The 24715-nt window shown below is 61.7% G+C and carries 20 protein-coding genes and 1 pseudogene; 11 read left to right on the top strand and 10 right to left on the bottom strand.

From position 1 onward, the window contains the following. Window positions 1-157 precede the first annotated feature (157 nt). The 6 genes and pseudogenes from J5M57_RS10745 to J5M57_RS10720 form a co-directional block, all read right to left on the bottom strand. Window positions 158-2800, bottom strand: coding sequence for a TonB-dependent receptor (locus J5M57_RS10745; protein ID WP_207848566.1), 2643 nt, complete (start codon window positions 2798-2800; stop codon window positions 158-160). A 117-nt stretch (window positions 2801-2917) separates the two neighbouring features. Then, window positions 2918-3421: pseudogene (locus J5M57_RS10740) on the bottom strand (RES family NAD+ phosphorylase). Beyond that, window positions 3418-3894 (bottom strand): antitoxin Xre/MbcA/ParS toxin-binding domain-containing protein, encoded by a 477-nt coding sequence (locus tag J5M57_RS10735; RefSeq protein WP_207848567.1) that lies wholly within the window; start codon window positions 3892-3894, stop codon window positions 3418-3420. Before J5M57_RS10735 ends, J5M57_RS10740 begins: the two are co-directional and overlap by 4 nt. A gap of 269 nt (window positions 3895-4163) precedes the next feature. Then, window positions 4164-7085, bottom strand: a complete 2922-nt coding sequence (locus J5M57_RS10730; protein WP_207848568.1) for a TonB-dependent receptor — start codon at window positions 7083-7085, stop codon at window positions 4164-4166. Between the two features lie 211 nt (window positions 7086-7296). Further along, window positions 7297-8244, bottom strand: a complete 948-nt coding sequence (locus J5M57_RS10725) for a FecR family protein (RefSeq protein WP_207848569.1) — start codon at window positions 8242-8244, stop codon at window positions 7297-7299. Beyond that, on the bottom strand, window positions 8241-8750 hold the full coding sequence (locus J5M57_RS10720; protein WP_083368932.1) for a sigma-70 family RNA polymerase sigma factor: 510 nt from the start codon (window positions 8748-8750) through the stop codon (window positions 8241-8243). The genes J5M57_RS10725 and J5M57_RS10720 overlap by 4 nt, the downstream gene beginning before the upstream one ends. Before the next feature lie 295 nt (window positions 8751-9045). Between J5M57_RS10720 and J5M57_RS10715 the strand changes: the two genes are divergently transcribed. The 4 genes from J5M57_RS10715 to J5M57_RS10700 all read left to right on the top strand — a co-directional run bounded on the left by J5M57_RS10715 (window position 9046) and on the right by J5M57_RS10700 (window position 14249). Next, complete coding sequence (locus tag J5M57_RS10715) at window positions 9046-10764, top strand: hydrogenase maturation protein (protein WP_207848570.1); 1719 nt, start codon at window positions 9046-9048, stop codon at window positions 10762-10764. Window positions 10765-11075: 311 nt separating this feature from the next. Beyond that, entirely contained in the window at window positions 11076-11939 is an 864-nt protein-coding gene (locus J5M57_RS10710) for a LysR family transcriptional regulator (RefSeq protein WP_045122483.1), read from the top strand. Between the two features lie 112 nt (window positions 11940-12051). Next, complete coding sequence (locus J5M57_RS10705; protein ID WP_207848571.1) at window positions 12052-13197, top strand: SRPBCC family protein; 1146 nt, start codon at window positions 12052-12054, stop codon at window positions 13195-13197. Then, window positions 13194-14249 carry an SMP-30/gluconolactonase/LRE family protein gene (locus J5M57_RS10700; RefSeq protein ID WP_207848572.1) on the top strand — a complete coding sequence of 352 codons (1056 nt, stop codon included), beginning with the start codon at window positions 13194-13196 and terminating at the stop codon, window positions 14247-14249. Before J5M57_RS10705 ends, J5M57_RS10700 begins: the two co-directional genes overlap by 4 nt. Before the next feature lie 133 nt (window positions 14250-14382). Here the strand turns inward: J5M57_RS10700 and J5M57_RS10695 are convergent, their stop codons facing one another. Both J5M57_RS10695 and J5M57_RS10690 read right to left on the bottom strand, forming a co-directional pair. Further along, window positions 14383-14547, bottom strand: a complete 165-nt coding sequence (locus tag J5M57_RS10695) for a hypothetical protein (RefSeq protein ID WP_198402835.1) — start codon at window positions 14545-14547, stop codon at window positions 14383-14385. Between the two features lie 109 nt (window positions 14548-14656). Next, window positions 14657-14899 carry a DUF465 domain-containing protein gene (locus J5M57_RS10690; RefSeq protein WP_064587756.1) on the bottom strand — a complete coding sequence of 81 codons (243 nt, stop codon included), beginning with the start codon at window positions 14897-14899 and terminating at the stop codon, window positions 14657-14659. A 204-nt stretch (window positions 14900-15103) separates the two neighbouring features. Between J5M57_RS10690 and J5M57_RS10685 the strand changes: the two genes are divergently transcribed. Continuing rightward, on the top strand, window positions 15104-15625 hold the full coding sequence (locus J5M57_RS10685) for a DUF4142 domain-containing protein (protein WP_207848573.1): 522 nt from the start codon (window positions 15104-15106) through the stop codon (window positions 15623-15625). 64 nt (window positions 15626-15689) lie between these two features. Here J5M57_RS10685 and J5M57_RS10680 read toward each other — a convergent pair whose 3' ends face one another. After that, complete coding sequence (locus J5M57_RS10680) at window positions 15690-15959, bottom strand: hypothetical protein (RefSeq protein ID WP_207848574.1); 270 nt, start codon at window positions 15957-15959, stop codon at window positions 15690-15692. 249 nt (window positions 15960-16208) lie between these two features. Between J5M57_RS10680 and J5M57_RS10675 the strand changes: the two genes are divergently transcribed. The 6 genes from J5M57_RS10675 to J5M57_RS10650 are packed head-to-tail and all read left to right on the top strand — an operon-like array spanning window position 16209 to window position 21615. Further along, window positions 16209-17060 carry an STAS domain-containing protein gene (locus J5M57_RS10675; RefSeq protein WP_169841516.1) on the top strand — a complete coding sequence of 284 codons (852 nt, stop codon included), beginning with the start codon at window positions 16209-16211 and terminating at the stop codon, window positions 17058-17060. A 4-nt stretch (window positions 17061-17064) separates the two neighbouring features. Then, window positions 17065-17427, top strand: a complete 363-nt coding sequence (locus J5M57_RS10670) for an STAS domain-containing protein (RefSeq protein WP_207848575.1) — start codon at window positions 17065-17067, stop codon at window positions 17425-17427. After that, window positions 17424-17828, top strand: a complete 405-nt coding sequence (locus tag J5M57_RS10665) for an anti-sigma regulatory factor (RefSeq protein WP_064587766.1) — start codon at window positions 17424-17426, stop codon at window positions 17826-17828. Before J5M57_RS10670 ends, J5M57_RS10665 begins: the two co-directional genes overlap by 4 nt. Beyond that, on the top strand, window positions 17825-18835 hold the full coding sequence (locus J5M57_RS10660; protein ID WP_207848605.1) for an ATP-binding protein: 1011 nt from the start codon (window positions 17825-17827) through the stop codon (window positions 18833-18835). Before J5M57_RS10665 ends, J5M57_RS10660 begins: the two co-directional genes overlap by 4 nt. Beyond that, window positions 18828-19703: an ATP-binding protein gene (locus J5M57_RS10655; protein WP_207848576.1), complete on the top strand. Its 876-nt coding sequence runs from the start codon at window positions 18828-18830 to the stop codon at window positions 19701-19703. The genes J5M57_RS10660 and J5M57_RS10655 overlap by 8 nt, the downstream gene beginning before the upstream one ends. After that, window positions 19693-21615, top strand: coding sequence for a response regulator (locus J5M57_RS10650; protein WP_207848577.1), 1923 nt, complete (start codon window positions 19693-19695; stop codon window positions 21613-21615). The genes J5M57_RS10655 and J5M57_RS10650 overlap by 11 nt, the downstream gene beginning before the upstream one ends. Window positions 21616-21657: 42 nt before the next feature. On the opposite strand, the gene J5M57_RS10645 is transcribed toward J5M57_RS10650, so the two are convergent. After that, window positions 21658-24291, bottom strand: a complete 2634-nt coding sequence (locus J5M57_RS10645; protein WP_207848578.1) for an excinuclease ABC subunit UvrA — start codon at window positions 24289-24291, stop codon at window positions 21658-21660. Window positions 24292-24715 lie beyond the last annotated feature (424 nt).

Raw genomic sequence — 24715 nt, 5'->3', positions numbered from 1 at the left:
GTGAACACCGCAAAGCGTGTGGGAGCTGGCTTGCCAGCGATAAGGCCCTAACAATCACTAAACGTCCTGCCTACCTGTGATGTGCAACAGGCCGGCGATTTTTATAGGGGGGGGGTTAGAACGATAAGTGACTAAAACCCGCCCCCTCTGGGCATTTTCAGAACTTGTAATTGACCCGCGTGTACAGCGTCCGCCCAAACGGGTCGGCGTATTTCGGGTCGTAACCGCTCTGGAAGGTGTAGGTCTGGTTGCTGAACGGTGGCTCGCGGTCGAACAGGTTTTTCGCACCGAGGGTTACGCTCAGGGTCTTGCGCCAGGTGTAGGTGCCGGCCAGGTCCCAGACGTTGTACGAGCCGACGTAGTCGTGGGTCTCGCGGTCGGAGTCGTGGTAACCGCTGGTGTAGCGGTTGGTCAGCGCCACACCGTAGGGGCCGTAGTTCCAGGTGCCGGTCAGGCTGTGACGCCAGCGCGCCACGGCACCGGCCGAGGAAAAGTCGCCGCCACGGAAATCGCCGAGCTTGTCGATGTAGTCGCCCTTGAGCTGCTGCTGATACTCGTAACGGCTGACGTAAGTGCCTTGCAGGCCGATGCCGAAGTTGCCGTACGGGGTGCTCGGCAAGCGGTAATCGAAGCTGACGTCGACGCCGTTGGTCTTGATCTTGCCGAGGTTGGCCAGGCCCGTGACGATGTGATCGATGGAGCCATCAGGCTTGCGAATCAGGCGGTCCGGGTACAGCTCCGGGTTCTCGAACACCGCTGACTCCGGAAATTCGGCGATCTGGTTGGCAATGTTGATCCACCAGAAATCCAGCCCGGCGGTCAGGCGCTCGAACGGCTGGTAAACAAATCCGAGGGTGACGTTGCGCGCGGTTTCCGGGCTGAGGTCCGTGTTGCCGCCGGTGCGGCTGTAGAACTGCTGGGCGCAGTCGCGGTTGGCGATGCCGCCGTTGCTCGGGTTGCCGCCGGCACACAGCCGTGGATCGTTGTAGTTGGCAACGGTGAAGGTGGTGAAGTTGGGGTTGTACAACTCGTACAGTGACGGCGCGCGGAAACCTTCGCTGTAGGCGCCCCGCACCACCAGCTCTTTGAACGGCTGGAAGCGAAACGAATATTTCGGGTTGGTGGTACTGCCGAAGTCGCTGTACTTGTCGTGACGCACAGCCGCAGACAATTCGAGGCTGTCGAGCACCGGCACGTTGACCTCGGCGTACTGCGCCGAGACGCTGCGGTCGCCAGCGACACTGGCATTCGGATCGACGCCCAGGCTTTGCACATCGGCGGCGAATTGGGCGAAGTCCTGATGGAAATCCTCCTTGCGATATTCGCCGCCCAGCGCCAACGCCGAGGGGCCGGCACCGAACCAGTCACCGATCTCGCGGCTGACACGCCCGTCAATCGCCTTGACCCGTCCTACCGCCGTCGAGTAATCGCCGTCCACTGCGTTGGCGGCCAGCAACGCCTGCCCGGCAGCAGTCTGCGCGCCAAACGGGTTGATGATGCCGTTGGCAATACCGGCGCTGACCGCGCGGTCGTTGACGTAACCGGCCTCGATGGCATTCACCACTTTGTTCTGGTTGTACGACGCGCCGACGTTGTAATCCCAGCCGACCACGCTGCCGTCAAAACTCAACAGCAAGCGCTGGCCGGTATTGTCGTCTTCATGCTGGCGGGCGCCGACGGCGGTTTCGCGCCAGTTCACGTCCACCGGTTGCGTCGGGTCGAGGGCGAAACCGTTAGGCCCGGGGGTAATGCCGTTACCGGGATAGAACGTGGTGCCAGGATTGACCTGATTACCCATCAGCGTGCCGGGGCCGATCTGCGTGCGGTTTTCGTTGCGGGCCCAGAAGTATTCGAGGCTGACGTTGTGATCGTCCGCGAGCTTGCCGGTGGCTTTGGCGAACGCCGAGGTCTTCTCGGTTTCCGGCACCAGATCAAGATAATTCCACAGGCTCTGGCGGCAGATGCCATTGCGCGCCAACAGCCCCGGCGCGTTGCAACCGGAACCGGCCAACGGGTTGGTGGCGTTGCTGCCCTGACTCCAGTTGGCCGGCGATGCAGTGCCAGAGGTGTAATCCAGGCCACGTCCGGGCTGGTAGTTGTAGGTGTAGCCACGGTCTTCGGCGGCCAGACGTTGCTGCTTGTCATAACTGACTACGCCGAACACATTGAAACGATCATCCTGTAAATCGCCAAAGCCCCAGCTGCCGCTGAAGTTGCGACTTTCACCACCGCCGGCATGGGTCGGGGTGTCGTAGTTGGTGCTGAGCTGGCCTTCGGTAAGACTGGTCTTGGTGATGAAGTTGATCACCCCGCCAATCGCATCGGTGCCGTACAACGCCGACGCGCCGTCACGCAGTACTTCTACGCGGTCGATGGCGGCGAACGGAATGGTATTCAGGTCAACGCCGGAACCATTGATCGCATTGGTCGCGTTGTTGCTCAGCCGCCGGCCATTGAGCAGCACCAGGGTCTTGTTCGGGCCGATACCACGCAAATCGGCATACGACGCCCCGCCGCTGCTCGAACCTACCGAACGGCCGGAGCCAACCGAGGACTGGTTGGCGGAAATCCGGCTCACCAGTTCTTCCGTGGTGCTCACCCCCTGCTCGCGCAGTTCTTCAACTCGCAGGATGGTGACCGGCACCGCGGTTTCCGCATCGACCCGGCGAATCGCCGTACCGGTGACCTCGACCCGTTGCAACTGAGTAGTGGGCTCGTCGGCAGCGACTGCCGGCAAGGTATTGATCGCCAGCAGCAAGGCCAGGCTCAAACGGGATCTAACGGGTGAAAAATGGATCATGAACAGCCATCCCTGCGTTTTGGTTTATGCAGGGATGTGCAATGGACAGCGGTGTTTTATAGAGGCCGATTTAGACCGTTGGGTGATGAGGTTATGCAAAAAAATGACAAGAACACATCAAGCCAATGCCATCTCCCTCAGCAACCGTGTATCCAGTCCAAAACGTTCCTGAGAGATCATCCTGAACTGCCCCTCTGCCAGTTCGCAGCTCACCAGCAGATTCCACGAGTGCCGGGTTGCCGCCGAGGGGATCAGTACAAACGGATGCTCTGCCAATAACGCATCGGCAAACAGTTGTTGATTGGGTGAAGGCTTTGCGGGGCTCAACCAGTAAGGATTCGGCACATCCTCCGGCTGCACGATTTTCACTTTTGCTTCGCTTTTGACCTCAAAACACGTGAGCACATAAGGTTCACTGTCCAGCGCATCAAAACTGTGATTGGCTGCCACCTCCAGGATGGCCGAGGACGGATCGACTGATGCATAAACGACTCGCCGCCCGGGTATGTTCCATCGGCCACCATTGAGGTTGGAACCCATCCCGCTGTCCCACGTCCCTCCTTAAGCCTCGGGGTCCAGCCTCCAGGCATACCAGTGCTCGTCCCAGGGCAAGGGATTCATGGGTAAACCCCGTATATCAGCTGCCCCAAATACTGCTCCACCATCTGAAACCCCAGTGAATGTCGGATCAACTCCACGGGTACGCGACCGCCCAGGTAGGTACTGGGTTTGCGCAGCCACTCCTCGGCCCGTGACTGACGCCCGAAGGCGCGAGTGGCCTTTTCCAGCACCAACGCATATTGGTAGGCGACGACGCTCTGCTGCGGATCAAGCCGTACCGTTTTACCTTCCTTCAGTAATCGCCGTACGGTTCTGACCGACTTGCCGGTGATACGTTTGACCATATCGCCTTGCAGATAAAGCTCAGAGGTTGAAAGCATGTTGACGACATCGTTCAGCTCAAAACCTGCGTCGGTAAGGTGCACGATCAGAAAGGCGTCGTCACCGATGTTCTGACCATTCACGAGCACGTCGACAGGTTTGCCCTCGGCCCTCTTCACCCCCGTCAGCCGGGGTACCTTGACGCTGGGCATCGCGACATCCTCCACTGGGCATCTGGCACGATCGTCACGCCATTGAAGGCGATGGGAATAAACAGGCGTTTCGTATTCGAGGTGGGGAGTTCGCATAATCCATCCGTTAGCAGAGGCCTGAGCGTCCAAGCCGTTTACGACTTCAATGTCATGCCCGATGCTATAGATCATGCTTCCGACGACCAACCTGAGAATGTCGTCGGAAATATCCCCACTTTTGCTGAATCTCCACCTGTTTCCGTAGGACGTTATTCACGAATACCGCGTGCTCAACTGCCGAAGTGATAACTCACATCCAGCCACCACTGCCGTCCGTACGGGTCGTAGTTGCCGGTCGGGTAATACGGCCAGCCAGCCGAATCATCGTGCTTGATCTGGTTGAGCACGTTGTTCACGGTCAGGCCGACGCTGGCGCGGTCATTGAGTTTGTAGCGCGCACTGGCATTGAACACCGTCCATGGCGACAGCCGCCCGTCACCCGCGCCGTTGGTGACCGAACCGTAGCGAATGCCCATCAGCGTTGCCGTGGCCTTCTGGTAATCCCAGGTCAGGCTGGCGTTGACCTTGCTGCGCCAGTCGTAATTGGTCCGCGATGTGCGCCAGTCCTGGGTCGGCGCTTCGTCCGACTCCTTGTAGAAATGCGACAGCACCAGGGTGTAACCCAGCGCCGAACTGAACGCACCGTACTGACCGGCGCCCCAGCGGATGTTGCTCTTGAAGTCCAGACCGCTGACCCGCTCGCTGGCAGCGTTGATCGCGTTGACCCGCACTCGCTGCAACTGATTGGGATCGATGGCGGCATTGCCCGGGTTGCGGTCGATGCGTGCCAGGGTCGACTGGCAGTTGGCCGAGTTGATGTCCTGGGTACCATTGCGGCATTCGTTCTCTTGTTGCAACAGGCGGTTTTCATCGACGGTGGTCAGCAGGTCGTCGATCTCGACGCGCCAGAAATCGGTGGAGAAATCGAAGTTGCGCGACGGTGACCAGACAAACCCATATGTCCAGGATTTGCCACGTTCGGACTCAAGGTCCGGGGTGCCGCTCTGGGTGTAGTCGACCCGCCCGCGATCACACGCGCCCTGCACGCCCTGACTGCAGCCGTAGTAGTCGATCTGCGCCGGGTAATAGCCGTTACTGTCGGACTGGTAGATGTAGTTCAGGTCCGGCGCGCGGAAACTGGTGCCGTAACTGCCGCGCAGCAACAGGCTGCTGATCGGCCGCCATTCCAGGCCGAGGTTGTAGGTTTTCTGCTGCTCGCTGCGGCCGCTGAATTTGTACTGGTCCCAACGCCCGGCGGCGGTCGCCAGCACAGTGTCGGTGACCGGAATGCTGAACTCGCCGCCAGCCGCATAACGCTTGCGCGAACCGCCGGAGCTTTGTGCCGGGCTCACGCCATAGAACGTGCCGTCATTGAGACCGTCGTCCGGGTCGACGCGATATTCCTGCTTGCCCGCCTCCAGCACGCCGGCAAACCCCACCGGGCCGGCCGGCAAGTCAAACAAGTCGCCGTTGACCGAAGCGTTGTAACTGGTGGAAACCGATTTGCTGCGCTGGGTCAGGTTGCTGCGAAACTGATCCCACTCTTGTGGCGTCAGGGGGCGGTCGAGGCGCGACGCATCCGGGGCGAACACCGGGTAGCCGTCACGGGTGCCCAGTTGCGGGCCGAGGTAGAAATCCTGAATCGAGGACAGCGGCGTGTAGCGCGTGGTTCTGACGCTGCGGTATTCCGAACGGTTGGCCGCCAGATCGTAGCGCCAGCCCGTGTCGGCGATCTTGTCCGAGAGGCCGAGGGTGCCGGTCCATGAGGTGTCGGTCCACTTGCTGTTATTACCGGTGCGCCCGCCGATTTCTTCTTCGCCGTACCGCCGATACCAACGCTCCAGATTGCCGCTGTTCTGGTTGATGAAATCCGGTGAGGTGAAGGTCGGGCCACGGGTGTTGTTCTGGATGTGGTCGAGGCCATACATCAAGTCGGCAAACACCTGGCCGCTGTCGCTGAAATGCCAGGTGCCGCGGGTGTAGCCGTCGTAGTTTTCCTTTTGCGTCTGAATGGTCCAGTAGTCGTTGTACATCTGGTCGGTGCGGCAGCGGCCGGCGTTGTTGTACAGCTTGTTGTCGAAGGTGCCTTGATAGGCGCCACAGCCGGGACCGAGGTAACGGTTGTTGCTCAGGTCGCGGCGGTAACCGACGTCCGCCAACGGCCCGCTCTGCATGAAGCCACGGTCGTCGGCCCAGATCGGGTCGCGATTGGTCAGCTCCAGGCCGAACAGACCGTCGAAATCGCCCCAACTGCCGCCGCCGCTGATTTGCAGACGCTGGTTGTCGCCACCGCCGCGCTCGCTGGTGCCGCCCTTGAGATTGACGTCGATGCCATTGATCTGCTTCTTGAGGATGATGTTGACCACCCCGGCGATCGCGTCCGAACCGTAGATTGCCGACGCACCACTGCTGAGAATTTCAATCCGCTCGATGACCGCCGAAGGAATGTTCGCAAGGTTAGTGAAGTTGACCTTGCCGTCGTACGGCGTCGGGTAATCGGCCACGCGCCGGCCGTTGATCAACACCAGCGTGTGATTGGGTCCGAGGCCCCGCAGGTTGATCGCGCTGGCCGCCGGTTGCCAGGTATTGCCGTAGTCTTCGCCCTGAGTCATGCCGGTGTTTTGCGTCTGCGTTGCCAGCGCGTCGTAGACGTTTTTATAACCGCGGGCCTCCATCTCTTCGTGGGTGATGACGTTGACCGGGGTCGCGCCATCGCTCTGCGCACGGGCGATTCGCGAGCCGGTGACGGTGACTTTTTCCATGCGGTAATCGGCACGGGTCGCCGGCGCCACGGCGCTGACTTTGGCCGCCACCGGCGTGCTCGCCTCGCCTTCGCGCACGCTCAGGCCCTGGGCACTTTGCTCGACTTGCAGGCCGCTGCCGAGCAACGCCTTCTCCACCGCCTGACGCCCGCCCAAGGCACCCCGCACCGCACGGCTGCGCTTGCCTTGCACCAGGTTCTGGCTGAAGGAAATCGGCACGCCGGTCTGGCGCGAGATATCCAGCAGCACCTCATCGAGCGGGCCGCTGGCGATGTCGAAGGTGAACACTTGAGCGGCAGAATCCTGCGCATGAACCACTGTCGGTCCGAGCCCCATCGCCAGTGCGGCGGCGAGGGTCAGGCGCGGTAATTGTTGTTTGAATGAAATCATCAAGGGCTTCCCTGTTGAAGGCGTCTGCAGGGAATGAGCAGCGGGCCGGCGCTTTTTATAGGGCGGCGATTAGGCCAAGAAGTCATAAACCTATAACCGGAATAAACGCACCTTTTTGTAGGAGCTGCCGCAGGCTGCGATCTTTTGACTTTGTTTTTCAAGATCAAAAGATCGCAGCCTGCGGCAGCTCCTACAGGGATATGCGTTGGAATCAAGAACGGGGGTCGATGCTGACCCAGTACGGGTTGTGCCAGGTGACGCGGATCGGCAGCGAACGCTCCAGCAGTTGCAGCGTGCGGTCGCTGTCGTCGAGCGGATAGAGACCGCTGAGACGCAGATCGGCCACCTCGGGACTCAAGTGCAGGACGCCCCGGCGATAACGGCGCAGGCTGTCGATCACTTCGCTCAGCGGTCGGTCGCGCACTTCCAGTCGACCTTGCACCCAGGCGCTTTCCTGGCCGTTGCTGCGTTCCAGGGACAGAATGTCCTGCGCGTTGAACGACAGGCTCTCCCCCGCCTCGACCACTTGCCGCGCCCCGCCGGCCGTGACCACTTCGACCTGCGAATGCAGCATCACCAGGCGGGTAAAATCGTCGTGCTGTTGCACGAGGAATCTAGTCCCGAAGGCACGCATCCGGCCGTGCTCCGTCTCGACCACAAATGGCCGAGCACGGTCCTTGGCCACATCCACCAGCAACTCGCCAGTGTGCAACGTCAACAGGCGTTGCAGCGCATCGAACTGCGCCACCACCCGCGTCCGCGCATTCAGGCTCAGCGCACTGCCGTCCTCGAGCGTGAAATCGCGCCGCTCGCCAGTGCCGGTCGCCAACTCCCCCGCCTCCGGCAACCAGCCGTAACGCCGCCCGAGCAAACCGGCGAGCACGGCGATACCGAGCACACTCAAGCTGCCGCTGAGAAACCGCCGGCGACTCGACGGCGCATTCAGGCTGTGCAGCAGACTGTTGCGCGGCAGCCCGCGCAAGGTCGGATGGCGCAGCAGGTTCAGGCCGCCACCCATTTGTTCGATGATCCGCTGATGGCGCGGATCTGCCGCCCGCCACGCCTCGAACGCTGCACGTTCAGCGCTGCTGGCTTCGCCGGACTGCAACAGCGCCATCCACTGCGCCGCCTCATCGATCACCGCTTCGTCAGGCCTCATGCCTGCATCGCCTGATAGCAACGCTTGAACGCCTCGACCATGTACTGCTGCACCCGGCTGGTGGAAACGCCGAGGCGTGCGCCGATTTCGCTGTAGGTCAAACCGTCCAGTTGATGGTAGAGAAACGCCGCCTTGGCCTTGGCCGACAAGCCGTTTAGCAAGCGATCGACCGCCAGCAGCGCCTCGATCACCAGCGCCCGCTCTTCCGGTGATGGATGCACCGGTTCCGGTGCCAGCGCCAGGCTTTCCAGATAGGCGCGCTCCAGGTCCTGACGGCGCCAGCCTTCGTAGACCAGACGCCGGGCGATGGTGGTCAACAGCGCACGCGGCTCGCGAATCGCGGTCGGGTCCGGCAAGGCCAGCACCCGGAGAAAGGTTTCCGAGGCGATGTCTTGTGCGCTGTGCGGGCAACCCAGCGTGCGGCCAACGGCAGCGCACAGCCAGCGATAGTCCTTTTGGAACATTTGCCCAATCATCCGGTAATGCGGGTTCTGACCCTCACCCATGCCTTGCTCCCTGAAACGGGGTCCACCCGCTGCGAAAAACCATCGTTCTGCCGGGATCGTCCGGCTCTTGATCAGGGGCGACTGTGCAATAGCGCTGCTTACATTTGAAGTAATAAAAAATCAGGATAATCAAACCATTAAGAATAAGGCGCTCCGTCGCCGCAGAAATATTGACTCACACAACGTTGACCCCGGTCAGTGGTCGGCCCGCAAGCACTGACTAATCTGCGCGCTCCATCGAAAGCCAGGGACGGCTCACCGAGAGCCCGCGGCTGCCCCTTCAAGGAAGAAAACCATGCGATCACTCAAGATCATTCTGCTGTCCTCGGCCTTCAACGGCCTGACCCAACGCGCCTGGCTGGAACTGCGTCAGGCCGGGCACTCACCCAGTGTCGTGGTGTTCACCGACGAAGCCTCAGTGTGCGAGCAGATCGAACACAGCGGTGCCGACCTGGTGATCTGTCCGTTCCTCAAGGATCGCGTCCCCCAGGCGCTGTGGAGCAATGCCCGGCGTCCGGTGGTGATCATTCATCCGGGCATCGTCGGCGATCGTGGCGCCAGTGCGCTGGACTGGGCAATCACCAACGAGTTGACCCGTTGGGGCGTGACGGCCCTGCAAGCGGTGGAAGAAATGGACGCCGGCCCGGTCTGGGCGACCTGCGAATTCAATCTGCCGCCGGACTTGCGCAAGTCCGAGTTGTACAACGGTCGGGTCAGCGATGCGGCGATCTGTTGCATTCGCGAAGTCGTTGAAAAATTCATTGAGGGCTTTGTGCCTGTCGCGCTGGATTACACCGATCCCAAGGTCCGTGGCCGCCTGCAGCCGAACATGAAGCAGGCCGACCGTACCTTCAGCTGGCACGACTGCTCGCGCTTCATCAAACGCTGCATCGACGCCGCCGACGGCCAGCCCGGGGTGTTGGCGAGTCTGGCCGGCGGGCAGTATTACGTGTACGACGCGCACCTCGATCAGCGCACGGGCATTCCCGGCGAGATCCTCGCGGTGCATGACGACGCCGTGCTGGTCGCCACCGGCGATCACAGCCTGTGGATCGGCTCGCTGCGGCGCAAACCGCAACCTGGCGAAGAAACCTTCAAGCAACCGGCGCGGCATGTGCTGGCCGGGCAACTGGCCGGTGTGCCGAGCCTCGACTGGTCGATCGCCAGCCAGCCGTTCAACGACGAGGCGTATCAGCCGCTGCGCTACCGCGAATCCGGGCATGTCGGGGAGCTGACCTTCGAGTTCTACAACGGTGCGATGAGCACTGAACAGTGCCAGCGCATGGTCGAAGCGCTGCGCTGGGCCAAGGCTCGGGATACCCGCGTGCTGTTGATCAAGGGTGGACGCGGCAGCTTTTCCAACGGTGTGCACCTGAACGTGATTCAGGCCGCACAGGATCCGGGTGCCGAGGCCTGGGCGAATATTCAGGCGATCGACGATGTCTGCGCCGAACTGCTCAGTGCGCGGCAATTGGTGGTCAGCGGCGTGACCGGCAATGCCGGAGCTGGTGGGGTGATGCTGGCGCTGGCCGCCGACATCGTATTTGCCCGGGCCGATATCGTGCTCAATCCGCATTACAAGAGCATGGGCCTGTATGGCTCGGAATACTGGACCTACAGCCTGCCGCGCGCGGTTGGCCCGGCGCTCGCCGAGCAACTGACCCAGGCCTGTCTGCCGGTCAGCGCCACGCAGGCGCTGCAACAGGGCATGGTCCAGGAAATCGGCCCGCGCTGCCCGGACGAGTTTTCGCTGTGGCTGCTGCAGCGCGCCAACGCCGTGCTGAGCGATCCGACCTATGCCGCCGTGCGTGAACGCAAGTTGCGCGTGGATCAGGTGCTGATCGAGCAATGCCGGGACAGCGAACTGCAGGAAATGCAGGAGGACATGCTCTACAACCGCAACCAGTTTGCCGAGAAGTGCAGCCACTTCGTCTACAAGCGCAAAGCCTGCGGCACGCCGGCGCGGCTGGTGGCGGACTGGGCGCGGGTGCGCAAGGTTGAGTTGGCGGGCTGATCTTCACCGCCCACCACGGCCTCATCGCTGGCAAGCCAGACTCCCACAGGTTTCTGCGGCGTTCACAAATCTTGTGGGCAACAGAGATACCCGTGGGAGCTGGCTTGCCAGCGATGGCGGTGTGTCAGGCGGCACTGATTTGACAGACATTCCGCCATCGCGAGCAGGCTCACTCCTACAGGGGGTTTGTGTCGTTCGCGACATCGATGGCCACTGCAGAACCTTGCAGGCGTGAGCCTGCTCGCGATGGACGATGACGGGATGTCGAGCCGGCATTTACAATGCCCCCCACCTCAAATACCGGCCCGCCCATGGACATCGACCTCGCCCGCACCTTTCTGGAAATCGTCCGCCACGGCAGTCTTGCCGCCGCTGCGCAGAAGCTGTTTGTCACGCAAACGGCAATCACCGCTCGCGTGCAGAAACTCGAAAGTCAGCTGGGCAGTACGCTGTTCGTGCGTAACCGGGCAGGGGCGAAGTTGACGGCCAACGGTGAAGCCTTCGTGGTCTACGCCAATCAACTGGTGCAGACCTGGGAAGCAGCGCGGCGCGACCTGCCGCTGCTGGACGGCTATCACAACGTGCTGCACATCGGCGGCGAAGTCAGCCTGTGCAACCCGTTGATGCTCAGTTGGGCCGCCGAACTGCGCGAAAAAATCCCCGGTCACGCCCTGCGCATGGAAATCCGCGACGGTGAAAACCTGCTGCGCCAGCTCGAACTCGGCGTGCTCGATGCCGCGCTGGTCTATCAGCCGGAATACTGGCCCGGCCTGCAGGTCGAGCAGGTGCTGGAAGAAAAACTGATTCTGGTGCGTGCGCCGAACCGCCCCGATCCCTACGTCTACATCGACTGGGGGCCGGACTTCCGCCGTCAGCACGACGCCGCCCTGCCGGACAAAGCCAAGGCCGCACTGAGTTTCAACCTCGGCCCGCTGGCCCTGCAATACATCCTCGAACACGGCGGCAGCGGCTACTTCCGCACGCGCGTGGTGCGCAGCTATCTGGAAACCGGCGCGCTGGAAGCGGTGACCAAGGCCCCGGAATTCGGCTACCCGACCTATCTGGTGTACGCCCGCGAACGTGACTCGGCGACGCTGCAGCAGGCCTTCGACCTGCTGCGTCAGGTGATCGCGACCGATGACGACTGGTCACAGCGCTGGAACCCGTTGAGCTGAATCGGCCGCTTTACACCGAAGCATGGCGCAAGTGGCCTCAAGGTCCGGGCTGCACAAACGGCCGGATCGGCTAATCTGCCGGGTATAACAACAATACCCACAGGTGAACGCAGTGAGGCAGACCACCGAGGCATTCCGCAGCCGCTACCGTGCGGCCATTCATCCGCGCTACAACCCGTGGCTGCACGGGGCTTTCGTGCTGCTGTTCGGCGTGCTGGCGATCGGCGCGTTCTGGAGCAGCGTGCAGCAGGTAGGCGCGCTGGAATGGCTGACGGTGCCGCTGACGTTACTGTTCTTCAACTTTGGCGTGTACATGGTCCATCGCCATCTCGGCCACCACAAAAAGACCTTCGCCAAGCTGTTCTACGCCCGGCATGCCGGTGACCACCACAGCTTTTTCACCCCCGGGCACATGACCTACGACGGTGCTCGCGACTGGCGGGTAATTCTGTTTCCGGCGTGGCTGATCGTTGTGCATACGCTGCTCATCACGCTGCCGTTGTGGTGGCTGTTCGCACAGGTCAACGCCAATGTCGCCGGACTGTTCGGCGGCTGCATGGTGCTGGGTTACCTGACCTACGAGGTGTTTCACGCCTGCGAGCATTTGCCGCCAAACAATCCGCTGACCCGCCTGCCGTGGATTCGCCAGATGCGTCATCTGCATGCGCTGCATCACCGTCGCGAGCGCATGCAGGAGCGCAATTTCAATATCGTTTTTCCGCTGATGGACTACCTGTTCGGCACCTTGTATTGGGAGCCGCAACCCGCCCCGTTGCGCTATTCGAGACCGCCCATGACCCGCATGCAGCACCAGATCGACATCGCCGGCGAACCGATCGCCGTGCTCCGCTACGCCGCCAGCGTCCATCACTGGCCACAATGGCACCCGTCGTCGCTGAAGATCGACGGCCCGCAAGGCCCGCTGCATGCCGGGGCGCGCTTTGAAGAAGACATCCATGCCGGCGGCCGCGCCGGTCACTTGCGTTGGGAAGTCAGCGAATACCTGCCGGGCCGGCGCTGGTGTGCACGGGCGCGGGGCGATCATGGTTTGTCGCTGCTGCTGACCTACGAATGCGCGGCCGAAGCCGATGGCACGCGGTTCGTACGTACCCTGGATTATCAGTTCGACGGACTGGGCATGCGCGTTGCCAATCGGTTGCTGCTCAAACGCCGCATCGAGCGTGAGTCGGCCACGTCGATGCAAGCCCTGCGCGAGATGGCGCTCAAACACCTGGCGCTGACGGAGCAACACCCATGAAGCGCGTGCTGTTGCTGCTGGTCATTCTGGTCACCGGCTTTCTGTTGCTGATGCCGACCAAGGTGCAACCGGTGGCCTGGAAGCCGCCACCGGCACCGTCACTGAGTGAAGGGGTGTATGCCGAAAACCAACGGCTCAAGGCGGCCAAACAGGTCGGCCCGGGCGACATCGATGGCCCGGAAGCCCTGCTGCTGGAAGGCGATTTCCTGATCACCGGCCTGCATGACGGACGCCTGCTTCGCAGCAGCCTCGACGGCAAGCAGCGCCAGGTCCTCAGCGACACTGGCGGCCGCCCTCTGGGCCTGGCGCGGCATCCCAACGGTTTGCTGGTGATCGCCGACGGGGTCAAGGGCTTGTTGTCGCTCGACGCCCAGGGCCGGTTGACCGCGCTGACCACCGAGGCCAACGGTGTGCCGTTCGGCTTCACCGACGATGTGGCCATCGACCAGTCCGGGCATTACGCCTACTTCAGCGATGCCAGCAGCCGCTGGGGCTACGGCCATGACGGCGAAGCAATCATCGAGCACGGTGGCGACGGGCGTCTGTTGCGCTACGACTTTCAGAGCGGCAAGACCAGCGTGCTGCTGGACAAGCTGGAGTTCGCCAACGGCGTGACCCTGGGCCCGGATGACGCCTATGTGCTGGTCAACGAAACCGGCGCCTACCGTATCAGCCGTTACTGGCTGAGCGGCCCCAAGGCGGGCACCCACGACCTGTCGGGCCTGCCGGACAACCTCGCGTTCAATGGCAGCAACCGCTTCTGGGTCGCGCTCTATGCACCGCGCAGTGCCTTGCTCGATGGCACCGCCGGGCATCCGTGGGTGCGCAAGATGATCGTGCGGGCATTGACCGTGCTGCCCAAACCGGTGGAGAAACGCGGGTTTGTGCTCGGGCTGGATCTGCAGGGCAAGGTGATTGCCAATCTGCAGGATGCCAGCAGCGGCAATTACTCGCCGATCACCACGGCGCGCGAGTATGGGGACTGGTTGTATCTGGGCTCATTGAAGGCATCGCACATGGCACGGTTGCCGTTGGCGGATGCGTTGAAGTGAGGCCGCAAAATGGCTGCTGGATAGACTGACGTCATCGCTGGCAGGTCAGCTCCCAAAGGACTTGCGAGTGCCTGATATTTTTTGGGCACACCCAGAATTTCGTGGGAATTGGCTTGCCAGCGATAGCGGACTATCAGTTACCGGATCTGTCGAACTTGTCGGGATCTTCGTCGTCAGGCAGATCCTGGTCCGGCTCTTCGGGCAGGGTCGTGGTGTGCGCCGGGCTGTTGGGCTCCGGATGCGTCGGCACCGGGTCAAATGCGCCCTGCTCTTCACTGGGGAATCTGGGTTTGTTCATGAGGCACCTCGCAAAGAGTCGCTGAATGAAGACTCTGAACATTCGAGGTGCCGAGGGTGGTTGTCGTTCCAATCAATCCGCAACCGTGGGTCGGCGGATCATCCGGTTATCAGGACGGCGCCTGCAAATGGCTGACAATTTCGTCCTTGACCCTCAGACGCTTCTCTTTGAGTTTTTTCAGTTCGTCGTCACTGGGTGCATCCGAGCTGGCCGTTTCGGCCTTGACCACCTCGGCGTCAGCCTGGGAGTACTTGTTGATCAGTGAATCCAGTCGTGGATCCTGGGTGCGTTTTTGCTGGATCTCTTCCTTCGTGCAGCTCAAGTCCTGAAACAGGTCATGGGAAACCGGCATGGAACACCTCCGTCAGTTGATCGGCAGCCGACGCGACCGATGGCGTCAGCCAGTATCAGAATGGCCTTGCTTGCGCCGTTCTGTCGACCACCTGTCAGACCAGCGGTTGCCGTTCGTCGCCCTGTCGGAAACGCGATCAAACCTTTGCCCGCTTCGCTCCCTCCATTGAATATCGTCAACAAAAACCTGTGTGGAGAAACACCAATGGACGGATTCAACCTGCGTCATCTGGTTCTGGCTGTCGCTTTGAGCAGCGGCATGGGCAGTGCCTTCGCCGCCACTTCGAACGATTTCGTCGACAACGCAGCGGCCGGTGGCATCTCGGAGATCGAGACCAGTCGCCTCGCCCTGGAGAAAAGCCAGTCGGCCGACATCAAACAATTTGCCAACATGATGATCACCGACCACAGCAAGGCCAACGATGAACTGGCCAGCATTGCCAAGGCCAATGACATCAAGGTTCCGGACACCACCACCCTGGTCAAGCAGGCCAAGGAAAAGATCCTCGACCTGCGCGATGATTCCTTCGACGCGGCCTACGCCAACAACCAGGTCAAGGCCCACGAAGAGACCATCGAACTGTTCAAGAAAGAAGCCAATACCGTAACCGATGACAAGGTCAAAGGCGCTCCCGAACTGAAAGCCTTCGCGCAAAAAATGTTGCCGGCGCTGGAAAAACACCTGACCGCCGCCAAAGAGCTGCAGGCCAAGCACCCGAGCAAATAAACCGGGCGCTGCATAAAAAGAGGCCGCATTCAGTGAATGCGGCCTCTTTCCATTTCAGTGCAACCTAACCGCCATCGGTGTCGATGTCGGCATCGGTTTCTTCACCGGGCTTCGGACGATCGGGCTCAGGTTCGAAACCCGGGCTGAACTCGTTGTCGTTGTCGGTGTGTTTGTTCTTCTGATCCACCGCCGGATCGGCACTCTGTGCCTGTTCGGTGTTGCCCGAGGGTGGCATGGCCGGGCTCTGCCCCGGCACCTGCGGGTCGATCGCCGGGTCATTGCGATTGATCGATTCTGTGCTCTGGTTCTGTTGCTGTTTCGTTTGCTCGTTCATACTCACCTCGTTTTTCAAAACCGGCGAGACCAATACCGTCCGGCCTTGAAGATTCGAAGCCCGTGCGGCGCCAACGTTCAAAACATCACGGCTTTCAAACACGCCTACTACAGTTACCGGGGCGTTCCTTGTGCCCGATCAAAATATCCTTTCGGGCACGAACAACTATTTCGAACGGCAAATGTCACTGATTCCGCGTCGGTCATTTTTTGCAGAACCGGCCCCAATTCGCTACGGAGCAACAGACACATGGCAGCATTGCAGAACAGCACACTAGATGCGATGAAAAACAAACAGGCGCAACTGTTGGGCGAATGGATCAACGGACTGCAATCCAGCGGTGCCAGCCGCAACCTCAAGGATCACGACCTGCAGCAACAGACCAGCGAGTTCCTGCAATTGATCGTCAGCGGTCTGGAAAACGACAACGGCAATAACGTCAATGCACCAGGCTGGGAGGAGACTCGCCAGTTCCTTGAAAAGCTGTCCCACAGCCGCGCACAGCTTGGTCAGGATTCACAACAGACCGCCAGTTTCATTTTCTCGCTCAAGGGCCCGTTGTTTTCACTGCTGCAAAATCACTATCGCGAGCAGCCAGCGCTGCTGGCCGAACAGCTGTGGGAAGTCTCCGAGCTGCTCGACGCCTTCGGCCTCCACACCATCCGCACGTTCCAGAAATCCCGGGAAGCGGTGATCAAGCGTCAGCAGGAAGAACTGCTGGAGCTGTCCACGCCGGTGGTCAAGTTGTGGGACGGTGTGCTTGCCCTGCCGATGATCGGCACCCTCGACTCGCAACGCACTCAGGTGGTGATGGAGTCGCTGCTGCAACGTATCGTCGACACCGGTTCGGAAATCGCCATCATCGACATCACCGGCGTACCGACGGTCGACACCCTGGTCGCCCAGCACCTGCTGAAAACCGTGACCGCAATCCGCCTGATGGGCGCCGACTGCATCATCAGCGGTGTGCGTCCGCAAATCGCCCAGACCATCGTGCACCTGGGTCTCGACCTGCAAGGCGTAGTGACCAAGGCCAACCTGGCCGACGCCCTGAAACTCGCCCTCACCCGCCTGGGCATCAGCCTCGGCAAAGCGGTCTGAGCCGATGGAGCGCATTCCGATTCTTCAAATGGGCAAGTTCCTGCTGGTGACCATTCAGGTCGACATGCATGACCAGCTCGCCCTGACGTTGCAGGACGACTTGTCCGAGCGCATCAGCACGACCTCGGCGCGTGGCGTGCTGATCGACATCTCGGCGCTGGACATGGTCGATTCGTTCATTGGCCGGATGATCAGCACGATTTCCGGCCTGTCGAAAATCATGGACGCCGAAACCATGCTGGTCGGCATGCAGCCGGCGGTGGCGATCACCCTGGTCGAACTCGGCCTGACCCTGCCGGGTGTCAGCACCGCACTGAACGTCGAGCGCGGGATGAAACTGCTGCAGGAACGAGTGAACCGGCAATGACCGTACGCAGCAGCGGTACTCAACCGATCAATATCGAGCAGGATGTCGTGCTCGCACGCCAGACCGCCCGCAAGCTGGCCACCGAGTGCGGGATGCGCCTTATCGACCTGACCAAAATGGTCACGGCGGTCAGTGAACTGGCCCGCAACACCATGGTTTACGGTGGTGGCGGCGACATGGACTGGCAGATTCTCGATGAAGATCACAAGGTCGGTCTGCGCTTGACGTTCCGCGACGAAGGCCCGGGCATCGCCGACATCAAACTGGCGATGACCGACGGCTGGACCTCCGGCAGCGGCATGGGCCTGGGCCTGACCGGGGCAAAACGCCTGGTCGAAGAATTCGAACTGGACACAGAGCCCGGCAAGGGCACACGTATTACGATCACCCGATGGACATGAATATCACAGGGTCACTGACCCAGGTGCTGCTGATCGAAGACAGCAGCCAGATCGGCTTTGCCCGGCGCACGGCACAGCGGCTCGCCGAACAGAATGGCTTTGGTGAGAGTGATGCCGGCCGCGTGGCCCTGGTGGCCACGGAGCTTGCAAGCAATGTGCTCAAGCATGCCCTTCGCGGTGAAATTCATTTGCGCGTGCTGCCACGCCAGGGCGACAACGGTATCGAGATGATCGCGATCGACCGGGCGCAAGGCTTCGATCTGGACGCGTGTCTGACCGACGGTTTTTCCACTGGCGGCACCCAGGGCATCGGTCTGGGTGCGGTAGCCCGACAGGCCGATGTGTTCGACGCATTTGCCGATCACCGTGGCGCCGTCCTCCTCGCTCGTCTGTATCCGCGCAGCGACCGTCAACCGGATCTGGCCTATGGCGTCAGTCAGCATTCGCTGCATAACGACCCGGCTTGCGGCGATGTCTGGCATCTGGCGTATCACAATGGTGATATCAGCGCCATGATCATTGACGGCCTCGGTCACGGTGAAGACGCCGAGCGTGCGGCTCGAGCCGGAGAGGACGCGTTTGCCCGGGCACCGTTCAGCGCACCGACGCTGTTGATGGAAGATTTGCACCGCGACATGATCGGCACCCGCGGTGGCGCGGTGGCGTTTGCCCAGTTCCGCGCCGATCGGGCCAGCCTGACGTTCGCCGGTGTCGGTAACATTGGCGCGAGCCTGATTGCCGGCGGCAAATCCCGCGGTCTGGCCTCGCACCCGGGTATCGTCGGTGGCCAGTACCGGAAAGCCCAGCCCTTTGACTACGCTCACGTGAACGGACATCTATTGATCATGTACAGCGACGGCTTGCAGTCCCGTTGGAACCTTCAAGACTACCCGGGGCTGGCGCACCGCCATCCTGCCGTCATCGCCAGCGTCCTGCACCGCGATTTCTGTCGCGGGCGCGACGATGTCACGGTACTGGTTGTCGCTCTGGAGGCCGCCCATGGCTGAATTGCCTGACCTGAGCAGTGCCGAACAGGCCGCGCTTATCGCTCAATTGCAAAGCGAAACCGCCGCCTTGCGCGAAGAACTCGATGAGACCAATCAGGGCGTGCTGGCCCTGTATGCCGAACTCGACACCCAGGCCGAAGAGCTGCGCCAGGCGTCGGACCTCAAGAGCCGCTTTCTGTCGTACATGAGCCATGAGTTCCGCACGCCATTGGGCTCGATCCTCAGCATCAACAGCCTGCTCGCCGACGAAATCGACGGCCCGCTGAGCCCCGAGCAGCACAAGCAGGTGGCATTCGTCAGCAGCGCCGCCCGCGAACTCAGCGACATGGTGGATGACCTGCTTGATCTGGCAAAAATCGAGGCCGGACGGATCAGCATCTCACCCGCCTGGTTCGACATGTTCGATCTGTTCTCTGCCCTGCGCGGGATGTTTCGGCCGATTGTCGACGCCAGCGCTGTCGATCTGATTTTCGAAGAGCCGGTCGGCCTGCCGCGTTTGTATACCGATGACAAGAAGCTCGCGCAGATCCTGCGCAACTTCATTTCCAACTCGCTGAAGTTCACCACCCGTGGCGAAGTGCGGGTCTCTGCGCGACTCGAAGGCGCCGACAAGGTGCGCTTTGCCGTCAGCGACACAGGAATAGGTATAGCGCCGGAATTGCATGGCGCATTGTTCGAGGACTTTTCCCAAGTCGACTCGCCGCTGCAGAAACGCTTACGCGGCACCGGGCTGGGGCTGTCTTTGTGCAAACGCTTTGCCGCCCTGCTGGGTGGCGAGGTCGGCATGGACAGCGCGCCGGGGATCGGTTCGAACTTTTTCGTGATCATTCCGTTGGCGATCGCTCTGGAGAACGTCGATGAAACGTGACATTCGCCTGTTGATCGTCGATGACAACGTCGCCACTCGCTATGCCTTGCGCAAGCGTCTGGAACGCCACGATTATGGGGTGCTGGAGGCCGGCACCGGCACCGAGGGCCTGGCACTGATCGAGAGCGAGGCGCCCGATGCGCTGATTCTCGACGTCAACCTGCCGGACATGAGCGGCTTCGACATCGTGCGCACCCTGCGCGCCGATGCGCGCACCGCATTGCTGCCGGTGATCCACGTGTCCGCCGCCTCGATCCAGACCGGCGATATCATCACCGGCCTCGACGCCGGCGCCGATGCCTACCTGATTCACCCGGTGGACCCGGACGTATTGCTGGCGACCCTGCGCACGTTGCTGCGGGTGCGTGACACGGAAAATGCCTTGCGAGAGAGCGAGGCGCGATTCCGCGAGATTTTCGTCAATGTGTCCGCACCGATTGCGGTGCTCGACGCCAACCTCAAAGTGCACGAATGCAACCACGCCTTTACCCAACTGATTCTGGACAACCGAGATCCGCAGGGCCTGAAGGAGTGCTTCGCCGACGAGCAGAGCGCCATCCTCAATGAACTACGCTTGCGCCTGGTCGATGGCGAGCGCTGGAAAGGCACGCTGAACATGCGGGTGCAGGGCGAGATTCGTGAAACCCTGTGGCAGATTTCACCTTACCGCACGCCGCACTTGAGCCTGGTGTTCGTCGAAGACGTGACTGAGCATCGCCACCGTGAGCGCTCGCATCTGGCGCGGCTGGACGACACCACCTCGCAACTGGCCCGCGCCGAATCGCAATTGCTGCAAGTGCAAAAAATGGACGCACTGGGCAAACTCACTGGCGGTATCGCCCACGACTTCAACAATTTGCTGACCGGCATCATCACCAGCCTTGAGCTGATCCAGAAACGCATCGCCGACAACCGTCCGGAAAAGGTCAGGCTGTATGCCGAATCGGCGCTGAATTCGGCGATGAGTGCGGCGTCTCTCACCCATCGCTTGCTGGCGTTCGCGCGCCAGCAGCCACTCGACACGCGCCCCGTGGACATCAATGAGCATGTACGTTCGCTGGAAGAGCTGTTGGTGCGCACCATTGGTGAACGGATTGCCCTCAAGCTTGAACTGACCAGCAAACCGGCCATCGCCCTGGTCGACCCGAGTCAACTTGAAAGCGCAATGCTCAACCTGGTGATCAACGCCCGCGATGCCTTGCCTAAGGGCGGCAACATTTGGGTCAACACCTATGCGGCGTATTCCCATGGCGATCCGAATCTGGCGGATGGCGCCTATGTGGCCTTGTCCGTGCGCGATGACGGCACCGGTATCGAACACAACGTGATCGACAAGGTCTTCGACCCGTTTTTCACCACCAAGCCACTGGGCCAGGGCACCGGGCTCGGCTTGTCGACCATTTACGGCTTCGCCCGGCAGTCTGGAGGCGATGCGCACATCCGCAGCGTGGCACGACGCGGTACCGAAGTGACGATCATGCTGCCGGCCACCAGCGATCCGACGGCGGTCGATCTTTCGCCGGCCTTGGTCGATCCGCAGGGTTGCGGTGAGCATGTGCTGATCGTCGAGGACATGCCTGCGGTGCGGCTGTTCGTCACCGAAGTACTGGAGGATGCGGGGTATCGCTGCACCCAGTCGGCGGATATCGAAACGGCGCTGAAGCATTTGCAGAACGATCCCTCCATCGACCTGCTGCTGACCGATGTCGGTCTGCCGCGCATGAGCGGCCGCGAACTGGCCGATGTAGCCCGTGGCTGGCGCGCAGAGCTGCCGATCCTGTTCATGACAGGCTATGCGCAGAACGCGATCAACCGTCAGGTGTTCCTGGGCGACGGCATGGAAATGCTGATCAAACCGTTCCAGATCAGCGAACTGCTGGACAAGGTCCGCCGCACCCTGGATGGTGCCTGACAGCCGCCCATCGCCAGCCTGCTGGCGATGGGGGCAGCTCGCCTATCGCCTCAATGCCTGAGCAAGAAACGGCGCCGTCCGGCTCTTCTTGCTCGCCGCGACTTTCTGCGGCGTACCGGCGGCAACGATCTTGCCACCCTGATCCCCGGCCCCCGGGCCGATGTCGATCACCCAGTCGCTCTGCGCAACCACGCGCATTTCATGCTCGACGACGATCACCGTGTGCCCCGCCGTGACCAGGTTGTCCAATTGCTCCAGCAGCCGATCGACATCTCGCGGATGCAGTCCGGTGGTTGGCTCATCCAGCACGTACAGGGTCGCACCGCGCTGATTGCGTTGCAGCTCGGTGGCCAGTTTGATCCGCTGCGCTTCACCGCCGGACAGCTCGGTGGCCGGTTGGCCCAGACGCAAGTAACCGAGGCCGATATCACGCAGCACCTCCAATGAACGGCGAATCCCTGGCTGTTCGGCGAACACCTCAACCGCCTCGTCTACGGTCAGTTGCAGCACTTGCGCAATGCTCAAGCCTTGCCACTGAATCGCCAACGTCTGCGGGTTGTAGCGCGCGCCATGGCAGGTCGGGCACGGCGCGTACACGCTGGGCATGAACAGCAACTCGACGCTGACAAACCCCTCGCCTTCGCAGGTCGGGCAACGGCCCTTGGCGACGTTGAAGGAAAACTGCCCGGCGTCGTATCCCGCCACCCGCGCCTCGGGGGTGGCGGCGAACAGTTTGCGCACGTTGTCGAACAGCCCGGTGTAGGTCGCCAGGTTCGAACGCGGCGTACGGCCAATCGGTTTCTGATCGACCTGCACCAGCCGCTTGATCGACTCCAGCCCCGCCGTCACCTGACCGCTGCTGGCCTGCGGCGCATCGTCTTCAAGACTGAGCTCTTCAGGTTCCTGCTCAACCGCCGGACGCCCCAAGTGCGCGCCCACCAGTTCCAGCAACGCCTGACTGACCAGACTCGACTTGCCGGAGCCGGAGACCCCGGTCACCGAGGTGAAGCAGCCCAAGGGAAATTCGGCACTGAGGTGGTTCAGGTTGTTGCGACTGATGCCCTCGAGTTTCAGCCAGCCGCTCGGCTGGCGTGCGCTGCGCGAAGGGCCCTGGGTGTCGGCAAACAGGTAAGCGCGGGTCTGCGACTCGTCGATCTCGGCCAGGCCTGCCGGCGGACCGCTGTACAGCACTCGGCCACCCTTCTCGCCCGCCGCCGGGCCGACATCGATCAGCCAGTCGGCACGGCGCATAGTTTGCAGATCATGCTCGACCACAAACAGCGTATTGCCGTCGGCCTTCAAGCGCTGCAAGGCTTCGAACAGCGCCTCGCCATCGGCCGGATGCAGGCCGGCAGAAGGTTCGTCGAGCACGTAGATCACGCCGAACAGTTGCGAACCCAACTGCGTCGCCAGACGCAAACGCTGCAACTCGCCGGATGACAGCGTTGGCGTGCTGCGCTCCAGCGCCAGATAACCCAGGCCCAGGTCAGTCAGGGTGCTGACCCGCTCCAGCAGATCTTCGGCAATGCGCTGCGCCGCCAGACGTTTCTCCAGCGACAGGTTCGGCGTATGGCGCACATCCGGCGCGCTGGCGTGGCCGCTGGCACCGTGGGCGACGCGTTGCTGACGAGCCTCGCGGGTTTGCGCATGGCTCAAGGTTTCGCCGGTTTCCTCGGCGTGCTCCAGGTAGGTTGCGGCTGCCACCGGCTTCAACGCTTCGGCCACTTGCAGCAGCGGCATCTGCGACAGCTCGCCAATGTCGTAACCGGCAAAGGTCACAGACAACGCCTCGCGCTTGAGGCGCTTGCCGTCACACAGCGGGCATGGGCTGCCGAGCATGAATTGCGAAACACGCTTCTTCATCAGCGCGCTTTGCGAATGGGTAAAGGTGTGCAGGATGTAGCGCCGGGCGCCGGTGAAGGTGCCCTGATAACTCGGTTCCATCTTGCGCTTGAGGGCGACCCGGGTTTCTTCCGGGGTCAGCCCGGCGTACACCGGCACGGTCGGGGTTTCTTCGGTAAACAGAATCCAGTCGCGCTGTTTTTTCGGCAGCTTCTTCCAGGGGATATCGACGTCGATGCCCATGGTCACCAGGATGTCGCGCAGGTTCTGTCCTTGCCACGCCAGAGGCCAGGAAGCGACGGCGCGCTGGCGGATGGTCAGGTTCGGGTCGGGCACCATCAGCGCTTCGGTCACCTCATACACCCGTCCGAGCCCGTGGCACTGCGGGCAGGCGCCTTGCGGGGTGTTCGGCGAGAAGTCCTCGGCGTACAGCATCGGCTGCCCCGGCGGATAGCTGCCGGCCCGGGAATAGAGCATGCGGATCAGGCTCGACAAGGTGGTCACGCTGCCCACCGACGAACGCGCGCTCGGCGTGCCGCGCTGCTGTTGCAGGGCCACGGCCGGCGGCAGGCCTTCGATGGAGTCGACATCCGGCACGCCGACCTGATCGATCAGCCGCCGCGCGTACGGCGCCACCGATTCGAAATAGCGCCGCTGGGCTTCGGCGTACAAGGTCGAGAACGCCAGCGACGACTTGCCCGAACCGGAAACCCCGGTGAACACCACCAGCGCATCGCGCGGGATGTCGACGTCGACGTTCTGCAGATTATGTTCACGGGCGCCACGCACCCGAACCATGCCGGCGGGTGCTTTGGAGGTGCGTTTGGTAGTCATTGGCGGGCCTTGATCGGAAAATGTGAGTCGAACAAAAACCTGTGGCGAGGGAGCTTGCTCCCGCTGGGCTGCGAAGCGGCCCCAATCCCGGTCGAATCAACCCGGCAGATAAACCGCGGTTCCCGGATTTACGACTGCTGCGCAGCCGAGCGGGAGCAAGCTCCCTCGCCACAGGGGCCTGGGAATTAGCCAGCTAGGCACTGAGCACCGACCGAATCATCTGCAACAACGCTTCCGGTCCGTACGGTTTGCCCAGCAAGTGCGTGTCCGCACTCAACTGGTGATGTGAGTTGAACAAAAAACCTGTGGCGAGGGAGCTTGCTCCCGCTGGGCTGCGAAGCGGCCCCAATCCCGGTCGAATCAACCCGGCAGATAAACCGCGGTTCCCGGATTTACGACTGCTGCGCAGCCGAGCGGGAGCAAG

This window comes from Pseudomonas sp. 86_A, assembly GCF_017491705.1.
Lineage (GTDB): Bacteria > Pseudomonadota > Gammaproteobacteria > Pseudomonadales > Pseudomonadaceae > Aquipseudomonas > Aquipseudomonas koreensis.
This window is presented reverse-complemented; position numbering and strand designations above follow the sequence as displayed.

Bases quoted from the DNA above. Each gene is read 5' to 3' on its own strand.
- J5M57_RS10655 (WP_207848576.1), top strand. From the start codon at position 18,828: ATGGCTGAATTGCCTGACCTGAGCAGTGCCGAACAGGCCGCGCTTATC.
- J5M57_RS10715 (WP_207848570.1), top strand. From the start codon at position 9,046: ATGCGATCACTCAAGATCATTCTGCTGTCCTCGGCCTTCAACGGCCTG.
- J5M57_RS10645 (WP_207848578.1), bottom strand. From the start codon at position 24,291: ATGACTACCAAACGCACCTCCAAAGCACCCGCCGGCATGGTTCGGGTG.
- J5M57_RS10735 (WP_207848567.1), bottom strand. From the start codon at position 3,894: ATGCCCAGCGTCAAGGTACCCCGGCTGACGGGGGTGAAGAGGGCCGAG.
- J5M57_RS10695 (WP_198402835.1), bottom strand. From the start codon at position 14,547: ATGAACAAACCCAGATTCCCCAGTGAAGAGCAGGGCGCATTTGACCCG.
- J5M57_RS10700 (WP_207848572.1), top strand. From the start codon at position 13,194: ATGAAGCGCGTGCTGTTGCTGCTGGTCATTCTGGTCACCGGCTTTCTG.
- J5M57_RS10675 (WP_169841516.1), top strand. From the start codon at position 16,209: ATGGCAGCATTGCAGAACAGCACACTAGATGCGATGAAAAACAAACAG.
- J5M57_RS10710 (WP_045122483.1), top strand. From the start codon at position 11,076: ATGGACATCGACCTCGCCCGCACCTTTCTGGAAATCGTCCGCCACGGC.
- J5M57_RS10730 (WP_207848568.1), bottom strand. From the start codon at position 7,085: ATGATTTCATTCAAACAACAATTACCGCGCCTGACCCTCGCCGCCGCA.
- J5M57_RS10690 (WP_064587756.1), bottom strand. From the start codon at position 14,899: ATGCCGGTTTCCCATGACCTGTTTCAGGACTTGAGCTGCACGAAGGAA.
- J5M57_RS10650 (WP_207848577.1), top strand. From the start codon at position 19,693: ATGAAACGTGACATTCGCCTGTTGATCGTCGATGACAACGTCGCCACT.
- J5M57_RS10665 (WP_064587766.1), top strand. From the start codon at position 17,424: ATGACCGTACGCAGCAGCGGTACTCAACCGATCAATATCGAGCAGGAT.
- J5M57_RS10745 (WP_207848566.1), bottom strand. From the start codon at position 2,800: ATGATCCATTTTTCACCCGTTAGATCCCGTTTGAGCCTGGCCTTGCTG.
- J5M57_RS10720 (WP_083368932.1), bottom strand. From the start codon at position 8,750: ATGGGTGAGGGTCAGAACCCGCATTACCGGATGATTGGGCAAATGTTC.
- J5M57_RS10670 (WP_207848575.1), top strand. From the start codon at position 17,065: ATGGAGCGCATTCCGATTCTTCAAATGGGCAAGTTCCTGCTGGTGACC.
- J5M57_RS10725 (WP_207848569.1), bottom strand. From the start codon at position 8,244: ATGAGGCCTGACGAAGCGGTGATCGATGAGGCGGCGCAGTGGATGGCG.
- J5M57_RS10685 (WP_207848573.1), top strand. From the start codon at position 15,104: ATGGACGGATTCAACCTGCGTCATCTGGTTCTGGCTGTCGCTTTGAGC.
- J5M57_RS10660 (WP_207848605.1), top strand. From the start codon at position 17,825: ATGAATATCACAGGGTCACTGACCCAGGTGCTGCTGATCGAAGACAGC.
- J5M57_RS10680 (WP_207848574.1), bottom strand. From the start codon at position 15,959: ATGAACGAGCAAACGAAACAGCAACAGAACCAGAGCACAGAATCGATC.